General features: G+C 74.9%; 16 protein-coding genes. 11 read left to right on the forward strand and 5 right to left on the reverse strand.

The annotated features are described in order from the left end of the window. The first annotated feature begins 73 nt into the window (after positions 1-73). Complete coding sequence (locus ACWEFJ_RS01120; RefSeq protein ID WP_378087798.1) at positions 74-2002, forward strand: NACHT domain-containing protein; 1929 nt, start codon at positions 74-76, stop codon at positions 2000-2002. On the opposite strand, the gene ACWEFJ_RS01125 is transcribed toward ACWEFJ_RS01120, so the two are convergent. Continuing rightward, complete coding sequence (locus ACWEFJ_RS01125; RefSeq protein ID WP_449712528.1) at positions 1991-3163, reverse strand: pyridoxal phosphate-dependent aminotransferase; 1173 nt, start codon at positions 3161-3163, stop codon at positions 1991-1993. The two genes, ACWEFJ_RS01120 and ACWEFJ_RS01125, sit on opposite strands and share 12 nt — an antisense overlap. 29 nt (positions 3164-3192) lie before the next feature. Between ACWEFJ_RS01125 and ACWEFJ_RS01130 the strand changes: the two genes are divergently transcribed. Continuing rightward, the gene (locus ACWEFJ_RS01130) at positions 3193-4449 is read left to right on the forward strand and encodes a DUF445 domain-containing protein (RefSeq protein WP_449712529.1); all 1257 of its coding nucleotides are present in this window, start codon (positions 3193-3195) and stop codon (positions 4447-4449) included. Between the two features lie 116 nt (positions 4450-4565). Here ACWEFJ_RS01130 and ACWEFJ_RS01135 read toward each other — a convergent pair whose 3' ends face one another. Then, the gene (locus ACWEFJ_RS01135; protein WP_449712530.1) at positions 4566-5030 is read right to left on the reverse strand and encodes a CGNR zinc finger domain-containing protein; all 465 of its coding nucleotides are present in this window, start codon (positions 5028-5030) and stop codon (positions 4566-4568) included. A 224-nt stretch (positions 5031-5254) separates the two neighbouring features. Between ACWEFJ_RS01135 and ACWEFJ_RS01140 the strand changes: the two genes are divergently transcribed. The 8 genes from ACWEFJ_RS01140 (at position 5255) to ACWEFJ_RS01175 (ending at position 14827) form a co-directional block, all read left to right on the forward strand. Further along, a complete protein-coding gene (locus ACWEFJ_RS01140; protein WP_378087806.1) occupies positions 5255-5779 on the forward strand; it encodes a PadR family transcriptional regulator in 525 nt (174 codons plus the stop codon). Then, positions 5776-6486, forward strand: coding sequence for an ABC transporter ATP-binding protein (locus ACWEFJ_RS01145; protein WP_378087808.1), 711 nt, complete (start codon positions 5776-5778; stop codon positions 6484-6486). The genes ACWEFJ_RS01140 and ACWEFJ_RS01145 overlap by 4 nt, the downstream gene beginning before the upstream one ends. After that, positions 6483-8783, forward strand: a complete 2301-nt coding sequence (locus ACWEFJ_RS01150) for an FtsX-like permease family protein (protein WP_449712531.1) — start codon at positions 6483-6485, stop codon at positions 8781-8783. The genes ACWEFJ_RS01145 and ACWEFJ_RS01150 overlap by 4 nt, the downstream gene beginning before the upstream one ends. A 171-nt stretch (positions 8784-8954) precedes the next feature. After that, positions 8955-11135, forward strand: coding sequence for an FtsX-like permease family protein (locus tag ACWEFJ_RS01155; RefSeq protein WP_449712532.1), 2181 nt, complete (start codon positions 8955-8957; stop codon positions 11133-11135). Positions 11136-11223: 88 nt separating this feature from the next. Beyond that, positions 11224-11763: an RNA polymerase sigma factor gene (locus tag ACWEFJ_RS01160; RefSeq protein WP_449712533.1), complete on the forward strand. Its 540-nt coding sequence runs from the start codon at positions 11224-11226 to the stop codon at positions 11761-11763. Continuing rightward, a complete protein-coding gene (locus ACWEFJ_RS01165; RefSeq protein ID WP_378087816.1) occupies positions 11760-12182 on the forward strand; it encodes a hypothetical protein in 423 nt (140 codons plus the stop codon). Before ACWEFJ_RS01160 ends, ACWEFJ_RS01165 begins: the two co-directional genes overlap by 4 nt. After that, entirely contained in the window at positions 12179-13645 is a 1467-nt protein-coding gene (locus ACWEFJ_RS01170; protein ID WP_449712534.1) for a CHAT domain-containing protein, read from the forward strand. Before ACWEFJ_RS01165 ends, ACWEFJ_RS01170 begins: the two co-directional genes overlap by 4 nt. A gap of 315 nt (positions 13646-13960) precedes the next feature. Further along, positions 13961-14827, forward strand: a complete 867-nt coding sequence (locus ACWEFJ_RS01175; protein WP_449712535.1) for a hypothetical protein — start codon at positions 13961-13963, stop codon at positions 14825-14827. 588 nt (positions 14828-15415) lie between these two features. On the opposite strand, the gene yczR is transcribed toward ACWEFJ_RS01175, so the two are convergent. Continuing rightward, positions 15416-16876, reverse strand: coding sequence for a MocR-like transcription factor YczR (gene yczR / locus ACWEFJ_RS01180; RefSeq protein ID WP_449712536.1), 1461 nt, complete (start codon positions 16874-16876; stop codon positions 15416-15418). Between the two features lie 61 nt (positions 16877-16937). Between yczR and yczE the strand changes: the two genes are divergently transcribed. Further along, the gene (gene yczE, locus ACWEFJ_RS01185) at positions 16938-17567 is read left to right on the forward strand and encodes a membrane protein YczE (RefSeq protein WP_378092400.1); all 630 of its coding nucleotides are present in this window, start codon (positions 16938-16940) and stop codon (positions 17565-17567) included. Here yczE and ACWEFJ_RS01190 read toward each other — a convergent pair. Next, positions 17536-18072: a Clp protease N-terminal domain-containing protein gene (locus ACWEFJ_RS01190; RefSeq protein ID WP_378092398.1), complete on the reverse strand. Its 537-nt coding sequence runs from the start codon at positions 18070-18072 to the stop codon at positions 17536-17538. The two genes, yczE and ACWEFJ_RS01190, sit on opposite strands and share 32 nt — an antisense overlap. Further along, positions 18069-18281 (reverse strand): helix-turn-helix domain-containing protein, encoded by a 213-nt coding sequence (locus ACWEFJ_RS01195; protein ID WP_077010893.1) that lies wholly within the window; start codon positions 18279-18281, stop codon positions 18069-18071. Before ACWEFJ_RS01195 ends, ACWEFJ_RS01190 begins: the two co-directional genes overlap by 4 nt. Positions 18282-18284 lie beyond the last annotated feature (3 nt).

An 18284-nucleotide genomic window follows, 5' to 3' on the forward strand; every position in this document is an offset into this window, starting at 1 on the left:
ATACCCGAGGGTACGCACGACACAGGGGTGACCGTGTCACCACCAACCGTGACCGGTCCGTCATGATGCGGTGGTGTCCAGATTCCGCCAGCGGGCCGTGCTCACCGGGTGCGTGCTGGCCGCCGTGCTCGCCGCGGCCGGCCTCTTCGTCACCGACTACGGCATCGACCCCGACCTGTGGCTGACCGGCCTCGCCCTCGGCTTCCTGGCGCTGCTCGCCGCGCTGGACCCGTGGCTGCACCGCAGGCGCGCCGCCGGCCTGGCCACCGACGACAACCTGGACGCCGCCCAGAGCGCCCTCGCCCGCGCCCTGCACGCCCAGTGGAACGAGGAGTGCCGCGCCCGCGGCCTCCACGACAACGTCCTGGACCTGCACTGGAGCGCGGCCGTCGGCGAACCCGGGCACAGCGACGGCGTGGTGCGCGCGTTCGGCCGCAACCCGCGCATGGTGTTCGTCGGCGAACCGGGCGCGGGCAAGAGCACCACCGTGATGCTGCTCACCATCGGCCTGCTCGACCGGCGCGCGGACGGCCCGGTGCCGTTCCTGCTGCCGCTGTCCACGTGGAACCCGGAGGTCGAGGACGTCCGCACGTGGATGACCCGGCGGCTCTACGAGGACCACCCGGCGCTGCGCAACACCGAGCTGTACGGCAGCTACGCCGCGGACCTGCTGGTCGAGCAACGCCGGGTGTTCCCGGTCCTCGACGGGCTCGACCAGATCCCGCCGGACCGGCGCGCCGCCGCGCTGGACCGCATCAACCGCGCGTTCCCCGGCTCGCAGCCGCTGGTGCTCACCAGCCGGTCGGACGAGTTCGCCGCGCTGGGCAGGCCGGTGGCGGGCGCGCAGGTGCTGTGCCTGCAACCGCTGGACGTGGAGGAGGTCGCCGGCTACCTGCGCGCGGCGTCGGACCCGGTCACGGCGGCCCGCTGGGAACCGGTCTTCCTGCACCTGCGCGACGAGCCGGACGGCCGGCTCGCCGAGGCGCTGTCCACGCCGCTCGCGGTGTGGCTCGCGGGCGTGGTCTACGGCGCGGGCGAGCCGAGCGAGCTGCTCGACCGGTCGCGGTTCCCGGACCGCTACGCCGTCGAGAACCACCTGGCGGACCTGCTGGTCAACGGCGCGTTCGGCGACCGCGGCGTGGCGCACCAGGCCCGCGCGAGCCAGGTGTGGCCGCGCGAGAAGGCGGCCCGCTGGCTCGCGTTCCTGGCCGGCGAGATGCGTCGGCGCGGCGTGCGCGAGCTGGCCTGGTGGGACCTGCGCCGCTCGGTCGCCAACACCTGGCTGGCGCTGCTCGGCGCGGTCGCGCTGGGCGCGATCGGCGGGTTCGGCGTCGGCTGGCTGATGGCCTACGCGAGCACGCCGAAGCTCGCCCCGATCACCGGGCTGGCCGCCGGCCTCGCGGTGGCGGCGGCCGCCCTGCACGCGTCCGGGAGCCGCGTGCCGAAGCCGCGGCTGGGCGTGTGGCGCAGCCTGGTGGTGGTCAGCGGGGTGCTCGGCACGGCGGCGGGCCTGGTGTTCGGCGCGCTGTACGGGCTGTCGGCGGGCCTGGTCGTCGGCCTGGGCAGCGCGGTGGCGGTGGCGCTGCGGTTCGGCCTCGGCAGCACCGCCGAGCTGACCCACCCGTCGAGTCCGAAGTGGACGATGGCGCGGGACCGGATCGCGGTGTGGACGGGGTCGCTGGTGCTGGCCGTGGTGTTCGGCGCGGCCGCCGGCCTGGTGTTCGGGCCGACCCAGTCGGGCATGGTCGGGCTCGGCCTGACCTGCGGGCTGCTGCTCGGCTTCACGCTGTCCGTGCTGCACCTGCGCTGGTGGTGGTTCACCGTGGCGCGGATCTGGCTCGCGGCCCGGGGCAGGCTGCCGTGGGAGCTGATGGTGTTCCTGGAGGACGCGCGCAAGCTCGGCGTGCTGCGGCAGGCGGGCGCCGCCTACCAGTTCCGGCACCCGCTGGTGCAGGACCGGCTGGCGGGCGACCGCCCGTCGCAGGTGACCTCAGACGCCTAGCTTGCGCAGCCGGCCGATCGCCTCGTCCAGCACCTCGTCGCGCTTGCAGAACGCGAACCGCACCAGGTGCCGCCAGCGGTCCGGGTGGTCGGTGAACACCTGCACGGGCACGCCCGCCACGCCGATCCGGCCGGGCAGCTCGCGGCACAGCTGCGCGCCGTCGGTGAAGCCCAACGGCCGGACGTCCGCGGTGATGAAGTAGGTGCCCTCGCTGGGCCGCACCGCGAACCCGGCGTCGGTCAGGCCGTCGGCCAGCCGCGACCGCTTGTCCTGCAGCGACGTCCGCAGGTCCTCGACCCAGCCCAGCTCGTGCCGCAGCGCGTGCGCCACGGCGGGCTGGAACGGCGCGCCGCCCACGAAGGTCAGGAACTGCTTGGCCGCGCGCACCGCGCCGACCAGCTCGGCGGGCCCGCACGCCCAGCCGATCTTCCAGCCGGTGCAGTTGAACGACTTGCCCGCGCCGGAGATCGTCACGGTCCGCTCCGCCATGCCGGGGAACGTGGCCAGCGGCACGTGCTCCAGGCCGTCGAACACCAGGTGCTCGTACACCTCGTCGGTGATCGCCACGATGTCGTGCTCCACGCACAGCGCGGCCACGGCGGCCAACTCGTCGCGGTTGAGCACGGTGCCGGTCGGGTTGTGCGGCGAGTTGAGCAGCAACGCCCGGGTCCTCGGCCCGATGGCGGCCCGCAGGGCGGCCACGTCCAGGCCCAGCCGCCCGGTGCCCGGCTCCTCGACCAGGCCCACCGTGCGGCGGGTCGCGCCGGCCAGCGCCACGGACGCCGCGTACGAGTCGTAGTAGGGCTCGACCAGCACGACCTCGTCGCCCGGCTCCACCAGCGCGAGCAACGTCGCCGCGATGGCCTCGGTGGCCCCGACCGTGACCAGGATCTCCGTGTCGGGGTCGTAGTGGGTGCCGTACCGCGCCCGGTGCTCGGAGATCGCCTGGCGCAGCTCCGGCATGCCCGGCCCCGGCGGGTACTGGTTGATCCCGGCGTCGATGGAGCTCTTGGCGACCTCCAGCATCCCGGCCGGGCCGTCGGTGTCCGGGAAGCCCTGCCCGAGGTTCACCGCCCCGGTCCGGTTCGCCAACGCGGTCATCTCCGCGAAGATCGTCGAGGTGAACGGCCTCATCCTGGGGACTAGCGCTGGTACCCGCACAAGCCCGCATCTTCACGGACAATGGCGGCGTGGAGCAACTGACCCCCGCCGACCTGCTGAAGCGCCAGGGGCTGCGCCGGATGAAGCTCGTGGCCACCGGGTTCTTCCTGGCCGCGACCGCGATCTTCCTGGTCGCCCTGCTGTTCGAGGACTCCGGCCCGGCGTGGGTGGGCTACGTCCGCGCCGCCGCCGAGGCGGGCATGGTGGGCGCGCTGGCCGACTGGTTCGCGGTCACCGCGCTGTTCCGCAGGCCGCTGGGCCTGCCGATCCCGCACACGGCGATCATCCCGACGCGCAAGGACAGCTTCGGTGACGCGCTGGGCTCGTTCGTCGGGACGAACTTCCTGTCCGAGTCGGTGGTGCGGGACAAGCTGCGCCGCGCGGGCATCGGCAGGCGGCTCGGCGAGTGGGTGGCCCGGCCGGAGCACGCCGAGCGCGTGACGTCCGAGCTGGCCAACGTGGTCAAGGGCGCGGTCACCGTGCTGCGGGACGAGGACGTGCAGGCGGTGATCGAGCAGGCCGTGGTGCGGCGGCTGGTCGACCGGCCGTGGGGACCGCCGCTGGGCAAGCTGCTGGGTCAGGTGTTGACCGACGGCGCGCACCACAAGCTCGTGGACCTGCTGTGCGACCGGGCCTACGACTGGGTGCGGGACAACTACGACAAGGTCATGGGCGTGGTGTCGGACCGCGCGCCGTCGTGGTCGCCGAAGTTCGTCGACTCGCTGCTCGGCGACAAGGTCTACACCGAGCTGCTGAACTTCGCCTGGGCGGTGAAGACCGACGTCAACCACCCGATGCGGCTCGCGGTCGACCAGTTCCTGATCGAGTTCTCGGACGACCTGCGCACCGACCCGGCGACCATGCAGCGGGCCGAGCAGGTCAAGCAGCAGCTCGTGCACCACCCGGACGTGCAGCGGCTCATCGACTCGGCGTGGGGCACGGCGAAGAAGATGCTGCTCGACGCGGCCGAGGACCCGTCGTCGGAGCTGCGCAGGCGCGTGCGCGAGGGCCTGATGTCGTTCGGCACGCGACTGGTCGAGGACGAGTCGATGCGCGCCAAGGTCGACGGGTGGCTGGAGGGCGCGGCCGGGTACGTGGTGACCAACTACCGCGACGAGATCACCACGCTGATCACCGACACCGTCGAGCGCTGGGACGCCGAGGAGACCTCGCGCAAGATCGAGCTGCAGGTCGGTCGCGACCTGCAGTTCATCCGCATCAACGGCACCGTGGTGGGCGCGCTGGCGGGCCTGGCGATCTACACCGTCGGCCAGCTGCTGACCTGAGCGTTCAACTCGGGTGTTCCGAACGCAGGACACGCGCGTCCCGAACGTAGGACTCACGCGAGAGTCCTGCGTTCGGGTCCCGTGTGTCGAACGCCCGGGCGCCCCGGGTTCCGCGCTCAGGTCACGCTCAGCGCGCGCCGTTCCCGCCAGTTGCGCGCCTTCTCCCGGTTGCCGCACGTCTGCATCGAGCACCAGGTGCGCGAGCGGTTGCGCGAGCGGTCGAAGAACGCCCACCGGCAGCCGTCCGCCTGGCAGATCTTGAACCGCTCCCACGACCCGAGCACGGCCAGCCTGGCCGCCGCGCCGAGCACCGCGCCGAGCGCGTCGGTGCCGGACATGGTGGGCACGCCGCGGCTGAGGTCGACGCGGACCAGGCCCGCGGCGGGGGTGGGATCGGGTCCGTCGTGCCGTTCACCCAGCGAGGCGCGCAGCGACGCGCGTGCGGCGCGGACCTCCGCCAGGTCGCCCGCGTGGCCGAGGCCGCGTTCGGTGACCCACGCGCGCCAGGCGGCGACGCTGTCCAAGACGTCCGTGCCGAGTTCGAGGTCTCGGGTGTTCAGGAAAGCGAGCAGCAGCTCCACATCGTGTTCCGCATCGCCGGCTCGACCCTGCGTGAAAGCCGCGTGGTCCCAGCCGGCCGCCAGACCAGTCACCCCTCCACTGTAGGCGTCGGAGCTGCCCGATGTGGCGAAGTAACCGGCAATCGATCGTGACCGGTTAGGCCGACTGCCCGTTCGGAGCAGTGCCGCCGCTACGCCGATCAGGCTATGAACCGTGTGTATACCTCGTGTGTATAGTGCCTCCCATGTCGATCGGACACACCCTGTTGGGCCTGCTCGAAAAAGGCCCACGGCACGGGTACGACCTCAAACGGGCCTACGACGAGCGCTTCGGCCACGACCGGCCCCTGCACTACGGGCAGGTCTACACGACGCTGTCGCGCCTGCTCCGCAACGGCCTGGTCGAGGAGGCCGGCGTCGAGGCGGGTGACGGTCCGGAGCGCAAGCGGTACGCGATCACGGACGCGGGCGTGACCGACGTGGAGCACTGGCTGGGCACGCCGGAGAAGCCGGAGCCCTACCTGCAGAACACGCTCTACGCGAAGGTCGTGCTGGCCCTGCTGTCCGGCCGCAGCGCGGACGAGGTGCTCGACGTCCAGCGCGCCGCCCACCTGACCACGATGCGCGAGCTGACCAAGCGCAAGGCCGGCGGCGACCTCGCCGACCAGCTGATCTGCGACCACGCCCTGTTCCACCTCGAAGCCGACCTGCGCTGGCTGGAGCTCACCGCCGCGCGCCTCGGCCAGCTCAAGACGGCGGTGACCCGATGAGCAACGACCCGACGACCGACGCGCGGACCTCGCGGAGCCTGTTGGAGGCCGTGGACCTGCACAAGTCGTTCGGCCCGACGCCCGCCCTGGACGGCGCGGGCCTGTCCGTGCGCGCGGGCGAGGTGGTCGCGGTGATGGGCCCGTCGGGCTCCGGCAAGTCCACCCTGCTGCACTGCCTCGCGGGCATCCTCACCCCGGACCGCGGCACGGTCCGCTACCGCGACGTGGAGCTGAGCGCGATGGGCGACGGGCCGCGCAGCGAGCTGCGGCGCACCGACTTCGGGTTCGTGTTCCAGTTCGGCCAGCTCGTGCCCGAGCTGAGCTGCCTGGAGAACGTGGCGCTGCCGCTGCGGCTCGGCTCGGTGAAGCGCAAGGAGGCCGAGTCGCGGGCCCGCGAGTGGCTGGAGCGGCTGGAGGTGGCCGACGTCGCGGACAAGCGCCCCGGCGAGACCTCCGGCGGCCAGGGGCAGCGGGTGGCCGTGGCCCGCGCCCTGGTGACGGGGCCGCGGGTGGTGTTCGCCGACGAGCCGACGGGCGCGCTCGACTCGCTCAACGGCGAACGCGTGATGCAGCTGCTGGTCGGCGCGGCGCGGGAGACCAACGCGGCGGTGGTGCTGGTGACGCACGAGGCGCGGGTGGCGGCGTACTCCGACCGCGAGGTCGTGGTGCGCGACGGCCGGTCCCGCGAGATGGAGCCGGTCACGTGAGGGGGTGGCTCTCCGACCTCGCCCTCGGCGTCCGGCTGTCGCTGGGCGGCGGGCGCACGTCGCGGGTGCGGCTCGCGTTGACCGCCGCGGGCATCGGCCTCGGCGTGGCCGTGCTGCTGGCCGCGTCCTCGGCGACGACCGTGCTGGCCGAACGCGGCGAGCGGCAGGCCGCGAGGGAGGCGGTCAGGTCCGCCGAGGCGTCGGGCGACGTGCTGCACATGGCGATCTGGGACACCGACTACCGCGGCTACTCGATCACCGGGCGGTTCCTGCACGGCACCGGGCCGGACGCGCCGGTGCCGCCGGGCCTGCCGCGGGTGCCCGGCGACGGCGAGGTGTTCCTGTCGCCGGAGCTGGCGGACCTGCTGGCGTCCCCGGAGGGCGAGCTGCTGCGGCAGCGGTTCCCGCAGCGCGTGGCCGGCACCATCGACCAGAGCGGCCTGAACGCGCCGAACGACCTGATGTTCTACGCCGGCGACCGGACCGCGGCCGACGACGGCCAGGACCCGGTCACCCGCTTCGGCGGCGCGGCGACCGAGCGCGAGCTGGAACCCGTGCTGGTCCTGCTGATCATCGTGGGTTCGGTCGCGCTGCTGTTCCCGGTGCTGGTGTTCGTCGGCATCAGCACCAGGCTGGCGGGCGCCGAGCGGGACCGCAGGCTGGCCGCGTTGCGGCTGGTCGGCGCGGGCGCGCAGCGGGTGCGCCGGATCGCGGCGGGCGAGGCGCTGCTGGGCGCGGTCGTCGGGCTGGGCGCGGGCGCGGCGCTGTTCTTCGCCGGGCGGCAGTTCGTCGAACGCGTCGAGATCATCGGGATCAGCGTGTTCCCGAGCGACCTGACCCCGTCGCTGCCACTGGCCGCGACCATCCTGGTGCTGGTGCCGGTCCTGGCGGTGCTGACGTCGGTGGTGGCGATGCGCCGCACGGTGGTCGAGCCGCTGGGCGTGGTGCGCCGCACGAAGCCGGTCAAGCGGGTGCTGTGGTGGCGCGTGGTGCCGATCGCGCTCGGCACGGTCGCCCTCCTCACCCAGACCGGCGCGTTCGGCGGCACGTCCGTCGAGGGGTCGGACGAGGTCGTGATCGGCGGGATCATCCTGCTCCTGCTCGGCATCCCGGTGCTGCTGCCGTGGGTGGTCGAACGCGCGGTGGTCCGGCTGCGCGGCGGCCCGCCGTCGTGGCAGCTCGCGATCCGCAGGCTCCAGCTGGAGAGCGGCACGGCGGCGCGCGTCGTCGGGGGCGTGGCCGTGGTCCTGGCGGGCGGGATCGCCCTGCAGTCGGTCATGGCCAGCGCGCAGACCAGAATCGTGGAGCGGCCGACGCCCGAGTCGGACAAGGGCCGGATCGTGGTCAGCCTCCAGGACTCCCCGCCCGACGCGACCGAGCGGACCGCCGAGGCGCTGGCCCGGGTCGCCGGCGTGCAGCAGGCGCACCCGCTGCGGACCGCGACGCTCAAGGCCGGCGAGGACGAGTACCACATGGCGACGATCGGCAGCTGCGACGCGTTGCGCACCCAGGCGGTGCTGCCGAGCTGCCGGGACGGTGACGCGTTCTACATCGACCCCAACACGTCGGGGCGGTCCGGTCACGAGACGCTCCGAGCGGAACAGCGCGTCTCCGTGCTGCTGGACTCCGGCGACGGGCAAGAGTGGGGTCCGGAGTGGACGGTGCCCCGGTTCACCGTCGTCGGGGTGCCCGACGAGCGCAACCTCTACCGGTTCGGCCTGCTGGTCACGCCGTCGTTGGCGCGCGACCTGCCGGTCGACCCCGACGCCGCGAGCGTGCTGGTCCAGGTCGACCCGGAGCGGCCCGAGATCGCCGAGCACGTCCGCAACTCGCTGGCGTCGATGACGTGGCGCGCCTACACGTCGTACTTCGGCGAGGTCGACGTGTCGCAACGGGTGAAGGAGTTCGAGAGCATCCGCGAGGCGCTGCTGGCCGGTTCGCTGGTCACGCTGCTGCTGGCGGGCGCGAGCCTGCTCGTGCTGGCGCTGGAGCAGGTCCGCGAACGGCGGCGGCCGTTGGCCGTGCTGGCCGCGAGCGGCGTGCCGCGCGGCGCGCTGAGCCGGTCCCTGCTGTGGCAGAACGCGGTTCCGCTGCTCCTCGCGCTGGTCGTGTCGCTGACCGTCGGCGGCGGGCTCGCGGTCCTGCTGCTGCGGATCATCTCCGCGCCGATCGTGCTCGACTGGGCGGGGATCGGGGTGCTCAGCGCCGCCGCCGCGCTGATGGTCGTGCTGGTCACGGTCCTGTCGCTGCCCTCGCTGCGACGGGCCACCGGCGCCCTCGGCCTGCGCTCCGAGTAGGCCCCCGGGCGGGCGTCGCCGCCTTCGCGCCCCGGGCGGCGGCGCCACCCGCTCGGAACCTCGAAGCCACGTCCCGGGCCCCCGGGACGTCTGAAGGAATGTGATCCCACTCCCGCACGACACCGACCACGTCCCGGGCCGCGGCCCCCGGAGCGCCCGGGCGGCGTTCCGATGAGGACGAGGTGGGTCGCCGACCTGGTCCTCGGCGTCCGGCTGGCCGTCGGGGGCGGCCGGGCCTCGTGGGCCAGGTTGGCGCTCACCGCCGCCGGCGTGGGCCTCGGCGTCACCGTGCTGCTGCTCGCCGCGTCCATCGGACCGGCCCGCGAGGCGAAGTCCGAGCGCGTGCGGGCGGCGGCGCTCGACCGGGCGGAGGCCGGCGCCGCGATCGAGGCCCGCCACGTCAGCGTGTCCTGGCGCGGACGCCTGATCACGGGCGTGGAGCTGGCCGCCACCGCGCCCGACGCGCCCGCGCCGCCCGGCGTCGGCCGCATCCCCGGGCCCGGCGAGCTGGTCGTGTCACCGGAGCTGTTCGAGCTGATGCGCACCGACGACTCCGTGCGCGCCCGCTTCCCGGAGAGCGTCGTCGGCGTGATCGCCGACGCGGGCCTGCCCCGGCCGAAGTCACTGATCTTCTACGCGGGCCTGGCCGACGCCCACCGGGGCACCGCCCACCCCGCCGCCGGGTTCGGCAGCGACGGGACGCCCGCGACGCTGCCGCCGGTCTACCGGCTGCTGATGGTCGCCGCGATCGGCGCCCTGCTCGTGCCGCTCGGCATCTTCGTCCTGGTCGCCACCCGGCTCGGCGCGACCGGCCGCGCGCGGCGCCTGGCCGCCATCCGGCTCGTGGGCGCGTCGCGCGGGCAGCTCCGCCGGCTCGCGGCCGGCGAGACCCTGACCGGCGCCGTGCTCGGGCTGTTCGTCGGCGTGGCGGTGTTCTTCGCGGCCCGGCCGCTCGCCCGGTTCATCGAGGTCGAGGGCGTCGGCTTCTTCCCCACGGACCTGCTGCCCGACCCGCTGCTCGGCGGGCTGATCGCGCTGGGCGTGCCCGTGGTGGCCGTCGTCTCGGCCCTGCTCGCGCTGCGCACCGAGGACGTCGGCCCGCTCGGCCCGGCACGTGCCGTCGCGCTGCCCCGCCGCCGCGCGTGGTGGCGGTTCGGGCTGCTCGGCGCGGGCGCCGCGCTGGTCGTGGCGACGTCCGCGATCGGCGGCTACTGGCAGGTCATGGCCGACGCGCGGCTCGCCGTCCCGCTCGGCCTGGGCATCGCGCTCGTCCTCGCGGGCACCGGCGCGGTGCTGCCGTGGCTGGTCGGCCAGGTCGCCCACCGCCTCGAACCGGACGGCGTCGCGCCGCTGCTCGCGCTGCGCACCCTCCGCTCCGACACGGGCACGCCCCGCGTGCTGGCCGCCGTGGTGGTGGTGCTGACCGGGTCGCTGACGTTGCAGGTGCTGCTCGGCGTGGCCGCCCACTTCACCGCCGCGCCGCCGTCGGACACCCCCGACCGCTGGGTGCTCGACCTGCCGCCCAACACCGCCGTCCGCCCGCTGGAGGAGGCGATCGCGCTGGTCGGAGGCGTGCGCGGGGTAAGCGAGGTGCGCCACCACGACCTCGGCGCCACCCGCGTCACCAGCACCGACTGCGCCGAGATCGCGGCACGGCTGGGCGTCTCCGACTGCACGACCGGCGCGGCCTACCTGGTCGGCGCCGGACCGGCGCCGGGCGTCGGGCTCCTCGTCGGGGGACGCGAGTGGGTCGTGCCGCGGTACCGGACCGTCGAGGCCGACGAGCCCCCCGGGCTGCTCGTGGCGGGCGGCGCGGACCCCGTGCTGACCGCCGTGCCGCCGACCGAGCTGGTGGTCCGGGGCGACCCGGACGAGTCCTTCGGCGACCGCCTGCTCGCCGCCACCGGGCGCGCCGACCGGGCCGTCACGCTGCGCCGACCCGTCGACGTCGGTCAGGTCGAGCTGTTCACGTCCCTGCGTGGCGGCGTCATCGCCGGGTCCGTGCTGCTCACCCTCCTGGCCGTGGTCGGGCTCGCCGCGGCGGCCGTGGACCAGGTCTTCGAGCGCCGCCGCCCGACCGCCGTGCTGGCCGCGAACGGCGTGCCGCCGAGGGTCCTCGCGATGTCCGCGCTGTGGCAGTCGGCGATCCCGACGGCGCTCGGCATCGGGCTCGCCCTCCCGATCGGCCTCGGCACGGCGTGGCTCGTCGCGCCGGCCGGGCGGTTCCGCGTCGACTGGACCGAGATCGCGTCCACGGTCGCCGCCGCGGCGGTCGTGGTGCTCGTGGTGTCGCTGTGCACGCTGCCCGCGCTGCGCTCGGCGATCCGGCCGGCGAGCCTGCGAACCGAGTAGCGACGCGCCGCGACGGCGTGCGGTTCCCCCGACCACACCATCGTGCGGCTCCCGTATCCCCAGGTCAGACCGGGTGCTCTCAAGGAGCATGCCTGATCGGAACAACACCGGGCTGATCGCCCTCGCCCGCGCCGGGGACACCGCGGCGTGGCACGAACTCGTCCGCCGGTACGCGCGCCTGGTCTGGGCCGTGCCGCGGTCGCACCGGCTGAGCCCGGAGGACGCGGCCGACGTCTGCCAGGCCACCTGGCTCGCGCTGGCCGAGAGCCTGTCCCGCATCCGCCGCCCCGAGCGGCTCGGCGCGTGGCTCGTCACCACCGCCCGCCGGGAGACGCTGACCGTGCTGCGGCTGCGCGGCCGGGAGGCCCCGCTCGACGGGTGGGAGGTCGCCGACGACGGGCCGACGCCCGAGGACGCGGCGCTCGCCCGCGACGCCGTGCTGTGGCGGGCCTACGCGACGCTGACCGACCGCTGCCGGGAGATCCTGCGGCTCGCCGCGTTCGCGCCGGAACTGTCGTTCACGCAGGTCGCCGAGGCCGTCGGGGTGCCGGTGAACAGCCTCGGCGCCACCCGCGGCCGGTGCCTGGCCCTGCTGCGCCGCCGCCTCGGCGTGGAGGTGGCCCGGTGAGCGACGACCGCGCGCTCCTCGACGCCCTCGCCCACCTCGTGGACGACCTCGACCCGACGCCCGAGGCGATCCGCGACCGGGCGCGGGCCGCGCTGGCCGAGCGCGCCGACGCGACGCCCCTGCGGCTGCTGGCCGACTCGGTCCGCGTGGACCCGCCCGGCATGCGGGGCCGCGGCCACGCCCGGCGGCTGGCGTTCACCGACCTGGACCTGCGGTTCGACCACGTCGCGGGCGGCCTGCACGTCACCGGGCTGGCGCGGGCGGCGACCCTCGCCGTGGCGCGGTGGCCGGGCGGTCGGGTGGCGGCCGCGGTCGACCCGGCGGGCTGGTTCCACGTCGAACGGGTGCCGTTCGGGCCGGTCAGCTTCGTGCTCCGGCACGCCGGGCGGGACCGCGCGACGCCGTGGTTCGTGGCATGACGGCCTGGCAGGTGGCGGTGCGGCGGGCGGAGGCGCTGCTCGCCGCGGGTCACGTCCGGCAGGCCGGCGCGCTCCTGCGGTCCGCCGTCGCCGCGCGGGTGCCCGAAGCGGTGCTGCTGGCGGCCCGGTGCGCGGTGCGGGACGGCGACCGCACCGCCGCGCGGGCCCTGGCGGCGCAGGCGGAGGACCTGTTCCGCGCGGCGGGCCGCTCCTCCCTCGTGGCCGCGGCGCAGGCCGTGGCCCTGTGCGCCGGCGCCCCCGACGTGCCGACGGCGGTGGTCGCCGCGTGCGACCGGCGCCGGGGGACGACCCGGTCCAGGGCCGTCGGCTGGCTGGCCCGCGCCCGACTCGCGCCGACCCGGCGGGCCGCGGTGGCGGCGTGCCGGGCGGGGCTCGCCCTGGACGATCCCGACACCCGCGGAGAACTCGTGAACATCGCCCTCGACCACGCCCTGAACAGCGCCGACGCCCGCGCGGTGTGGCGGTGGGGCGAGCGCGCGGCCGGCCGGCCCCCGGAGGTGGCGCCCGGCGTCGCGCGGGTGCGGGCCGAACTGCGGCTGGCGCGCGTGCGGCGGGACCGGGAGCGGATCGCGCGGCTGGAACGGGAGCTGCGCGGGGTCGCCCGGCCGGCGGCCCCGGCCGTGCCGCTGAACGACGTGGTGGACGCGTTGGGCGACCGGGCGCTGCTGGTGTTCGTCAGCCACCGGGAACGGCTGGTCGGCGTGTCCGTGGTCGACCGCCGGGTCCGGCTGCACGACTTCGGCGAGGCGCGGACCGCCGCCCGGCACGTGCGGGCGCTGTCGTTGGCCGCCGCGCCGCACGCCGTGGCCGACCTGGACCGGCTGCTGCGGCCGGCCGGCGACCGGCCGGTGGTCGTGGTGCCGAGCCCGGAGCTGACGCGGGTGCCGTGGGCGGCGCTGCCCTCGGGTCGCGGGCGGGCCGTGTCGGTCGCGCCCTCGGCGAGCTGCTGGCACCGGGCCGACACCCGGCCGCTGGCGCTGGCCCGGCGGCTCTGGGTGGCGGGGCCGTCGCTGCGGCACGCGCACCGGGAGGTCGAGGCGCTGCACCGTGCGCACGGCGGTCGGGTGCGTTCCACGGTGGAGGAGACGTTGCGGGAGATGCCCGAGGTGGATGTCGCGCACATCGCGGCGCATGGCGTGCTTGACGACGAGTCGTCGTCCTACCTGCGGTTGGCGGACGGACCGTTGCACGGGTACCACCTGGAGGGCCTGGCGCGGGCGCCGTCGGTCGTGGTGCTCTCCGCGTGCGAGCCGGGGTTGGCGCGGGTGCTGCTGCGGCGTGGCGCCCGGGTCGTCGTGGAGAGCGTGCGGCCGGTGCCGGACGACCGGGTGGTGGACCTGATGGTCGATCTCCACGCCCACCTGGCGCATCCGGCGCAAGCGCTTGCGGACGCCCAGGCCCGGCACGGCGACCTCGGCTTCCTGTGCGTCGGCTCGGGGTGACCGCCGTTCACTCAACCGGGGGACACTCGAATGGGTTAGCGGAGTGGCCGGCCACGGAGCCGCCGGTCAACCGTCCACACGGGACGCGATGTGAGCGTCCACAACGGACATATCGCGCCGTCGCACCGTCGTGCGCGGACGACGGACCGTGTTCGTGGACCGGCGGGGAGACACGGACAGCCGCACCGCACCGCCCTTCCGAGTGGGTTCCGGCGGATAACGTTCGAAAATCCGGTTACCAGTGCTAGACATAGCAGAACGTCGACCTCGAACGGTCCGTCCCGTTCGCCTCACCCGGAACGGTGGTGATCCACGGTGGCAGCTCCCGAAGCGGTGCGCCGCGGCGGATCGCTGCTGCTCCGGGCGCTGGCCGTGGGCGGGTTGGCGACCGCGGCGTGGCTGGTGTGCGCCGGCGTCGCGACGGCCGACGAAGACCACTCGGACGAGGCAACGAAGACACTCGAAGCGGTGAACCTGACGCTCGGCGAGCAGCGAACGGCGGTCGCCCGGCTGCTCGCCGACGCGGCACCGCAGCACGTGGTGCCGTTCCTGTCGGTCGCGGCCGAGCCCCAGCCCGTCGGGGCGGCGCCGTTCCTCGCCCCGGGCGCCACCGCCGACCCGATCGTCGTGACCCCGTTCGTGCCGTACGCCGCCGAGGGCGATCCGTACCCGGCGGAGTCCTACGCGTACTCGTCGAGCAGCGGCTACAGCCACTCCGGCACGGTGTCGAACACGATGCCCGCGCCGGTGTACGAGGCGAAGGCGGCCGCGAAGGCCGCCGCCCGCGCGGCCGCCACCGCCGAACCGGTGGTGGCGGACGTGCCCCCCGCGCCGACCCCGGTGGCCGAACCCGTGCGGACGGCCGTGCCGCCGGCCCCGCCGGCCACCGCGCCACCCGCGGCCGTGCCATCGCAGACCGCCTCGGACACCGAGGTGCGCTGGGAGGCGCCGGAACCGTCCGCCCCCGCGCCCGCGCCGAAGCAGGCGCCCGCGCCGACCGCGCCCACGGCGTCGTCGGGCGGGGCGGACAGCGGCAGCGGCCACCGCGGCGGCGGGGTGTTCCACGCGTCGCTGACCGGTCAGTCGACCGCCAAGCCGTGGGCCGCGTGGTCGGCCGAGCGGTGGGACGACGACCGGTCCCCGGGCAGCGTTCCAGGGCTGCCCAGCACATCACCCGACTGAGTCCGACGGGACCCGTGTGCCCCGAGCACACCAGGCCGACTCCCCGTTGACCGGTCTTTTCCGCCTGTCACGCACTTCTCACACCGATGCGATCCGCGCTCGACCGGACACCCGTCCTGCCAACCGCGCCCTGGCAGGAACGGGAGAGGTCCCGTCACCGCGCTGCCCCCGCGGCGACCGGGACCGCACGGGAACCTGCGGCAGGGGACGCCAATCCCTGGAGCGTCCCCGCCGCAGGTCCACGACCGCCGTCGGGCTCCGGCCCAACGAGGGGCTGAGCCGGAGCCCGACGGCTCGCGCTAACACGATCGAGTGATCATCGCCAAAATATGTACGGAAACACTGTTACCGCACCTCGGTTAAAACCATGAGGAGCCCGACAACCACCCCCGACCCCTCAACCACCCCCACCCCTCAGCCACCCCCGACCCGCCCCAGCCACCACCCCGTCCCAACCGCCACCACCGTCCCGCCACCCGCCCTGACCGCCACCTCCCCGGCCGCCACACGCCCCGCCCGGCACCCCGGCCGCAGCCGACCACCGCCCCGGCACCCTCCCCCAGCCGGGCACGGACGAGAGCGAGCGGGTCAGGCCACCGGCACCGCCAGGTCGGCGTCACCCCCGAGCCCGGTGCCCGCGACGGACGCGGCGACCAGCCCCAGCCGGCGCGCGGCATCGCGGAGCACGTCGGCCGGCTGCACGAACGGCAGCCGCAGCCAGCGCTCGAACCCGCCGTGGACCCCGAAGCGCGACCCCGGCGCGAGCCGGATCCCGTGGTTCTGCGCCACGACGGCGATGCGCGTGCTCACCGGCGCGTCCAGCTCGCACCACACGCTGAGCCCACCGGCCGGCCTGCGGAAGCGCCACGTCGGGCAGTGCTCGCGCAGCCCTTCGATGAGCACGTCGCGCTGCGCCGCCAGCTGGGCCCTCCGCTCGCGCAGCGCGGGCTCCGGATCGGCCAGCAGCTCCGCCAGCACCAGCTGCTCCACCACCGCGGACCCCAGGTCGAGCGCGGTGCGGGTGGAGATCAGGCGGTGGACCACCTCGGGGGTCGCGCGGATCCAGCCGATCCGCAGGCCGCCCCAGTGCGACTTGCTCGCCGAACCCAGCGTCACGACCAGGTCCTCGCCGAACGCCGCCGTCGGCGGCGGGCCGGCCGACGGGTCGCCGTCCAGGTCCAGTTCCACGAGCGTCTCGTCCACGACCAACGGCGTGCGGGCACGTCGCGCGGTCTCGACCAGCTCGGCTCGGCCCTCGGCGTCCAGCCGGTGCGCGGTGGGGTTGTGGAAGTCCACGACCACGTACGCCATGCGCGGCGCGGCTTGGCGGAGGGCGGCGGCGATGCCGGGCAGGTCCCAGCCGGTCTCGGTCATCGCGACGGGGACCGGGATGGCGGAGACGGCCTTGATCGCGTCCAGCGCGTTGGGGTAGCTGGGCTGCTCGACCAGCACGCGATCACCCGGTCCGGTGAACAGCCGCAACGTCAGCGCCAGCGCGTGCTGCGCGCCGCTGGTGACCACGATCTGGTCGGGTGACGTCGGCAGCCCGCGCGCCGCGTACCGCTCGGCGATGCGTTTGCGCAGCTCGGGCACCCCGTGCTCGAAGTACCCGTGATCGGCCAGGTGGTCGGGCAGGAACCGCCGGACCTGGTCGAACGCCGCCAGCACCCCCGGCAGGGCGGGCGGGGCGGCGCGCGCGAAGTCGACCATGCTGGACCCGACGAGCGGGGTGTCCGGCACGACGCCCAGCGCCCCGGTCGGCAGGCTGATCCACGTCCCGGCCCCGCGGCGGCTCGCGACCAGCCCCTCCGACCGCAACTGGTCCAGCGCCGCCGTGATCATCGTCCGGCTCACCGGCAGCACCTGGGCCAGCTCGCGCTCGGCGGGCAGCCGCGTGCCGGCGGGCAGCCGCCCGTCCAGCACCAGCATCCGCACCGCCGCCGCGAGGTCCGCGGTCCCGTGACGTGCGCCACTGCGACGCCACTCGCCGAGCAGTCGGGCCAGGCGGAAGCCGGATATACGTCCACCTGGTGGGACTTCAGCGCTCATAAGGCCAATTATTGCCAATTGGCTGTGGAATACAAGGCCAATCGCGACGAAGGATGGCCACATGCTCGCCGCCCTCACCCCGGTCCCGGTCACCGTCTCCCCGCTGCGCCGCGTCCCCCAGCTCCTCGCCGGCCTGTGGCTCTACGGCACGAGCATGGCGCTGCAGATCCGCGCCACCCTCGGCCTCGACCCGTGGGACGTGCTGCACGAGGGCCTGACCAAGCTCACCGGCCTGTCGTTCGGCCTGGTCACCGCCCTGGTCGGGGTCGTGGTCCTGCTCTGCTGGATCCCGTTGCGGCAGAGACCGGGCGTCGGCACGGTCAGCAACGTGGTCGTCATCGGCCTCGCGGTGGACGCCACCCTGGCCGTCCTCCCGACCCCGACCGGCCTGCTGCCGCGCATCCTGTTCCTCGCCGCCGGCATCGTGCTGAACGGCCTGGCCGCGGCCGTCTACATCGGGGCCCGCCTGGGCCCCGGCCCGCGCGACGGCCTGACGACCGGCTTCTGCGCGCGGACCGGGACCTCGTTGCGCCTGGTGCGGACGGTGGTCGAGCTGACCGTGCTGGCCGTCGGCTGGCTGCTCGGCGGCACGATCGGCGTCGGGACGGTCCTCTACGCCGTCACCATCGGCCCGCTGACCCAGGCGTTCCTCCCCCTCGTCACCTGGGTGAGCGAGCGACCCGCTTCCTGACCTCCACGTAGTTCACCCCGCGCGCCTCCAGCACCTCGGCCACGAGCCCCCGCTGGGCCAGCAGCGCCAGCAGCATGTGCTCCTGGCGCAGGGAGCTGTGGCCGAGGTCGCGCGCCTCGGACAGGCTGCGCTCCAGCGTCTTCTTCGCCGCCGCGGTGAACGGCAGGTGGTTGCCGAAGAACCGCCGCCGACGCCGGGTCCTCGGGCCGGCCAACGCGCCCTCGCCGTGGGTGCGCTCGACGGACGCCACGATCTGGTCGACGTCGATGCCGAGCCGCCGCAGCGCTTCCGTGTCGGCGTCGCTGAGCCCGCCCTTGCGCCGGGCGGCGAGGAACGCGTCCACGACCTCGTCGCGCTCCAGGTGGAACTCGGCCAGCACCGGCGCGTCGAGCAGCGCCAGGGCCAGGTGCTCGGGCCCGATCTCGGGCGCGTCGAGGCGCTCGGCCTGCACGACGGCGTCGTGGACGGCCTGGCGGGCGGATCTGGTGAACCGTTCGCCGATCATCGGTCTCCCCCGTGCTTCTTGTGGACGGCCTGCCGGGTCACCCCGAGTTCGGCCGCGATCTCCTGCCATGACCAGCCGCGGGCGCGGGCGTTGCGCACCTGCACGGCTTCGAGTGTTTCCAGCAGGCGGCGCAGCGCGCTGACCGCCCGGAGCCCGACCCTGGGGTCCTGGTCGCCCGCCGCCGAGGCGAGTTCGGTTGCCTCCGTCATGCC

This window comes from Actinosynnema sp. NPDC004786, assembly GCF_053601135.1.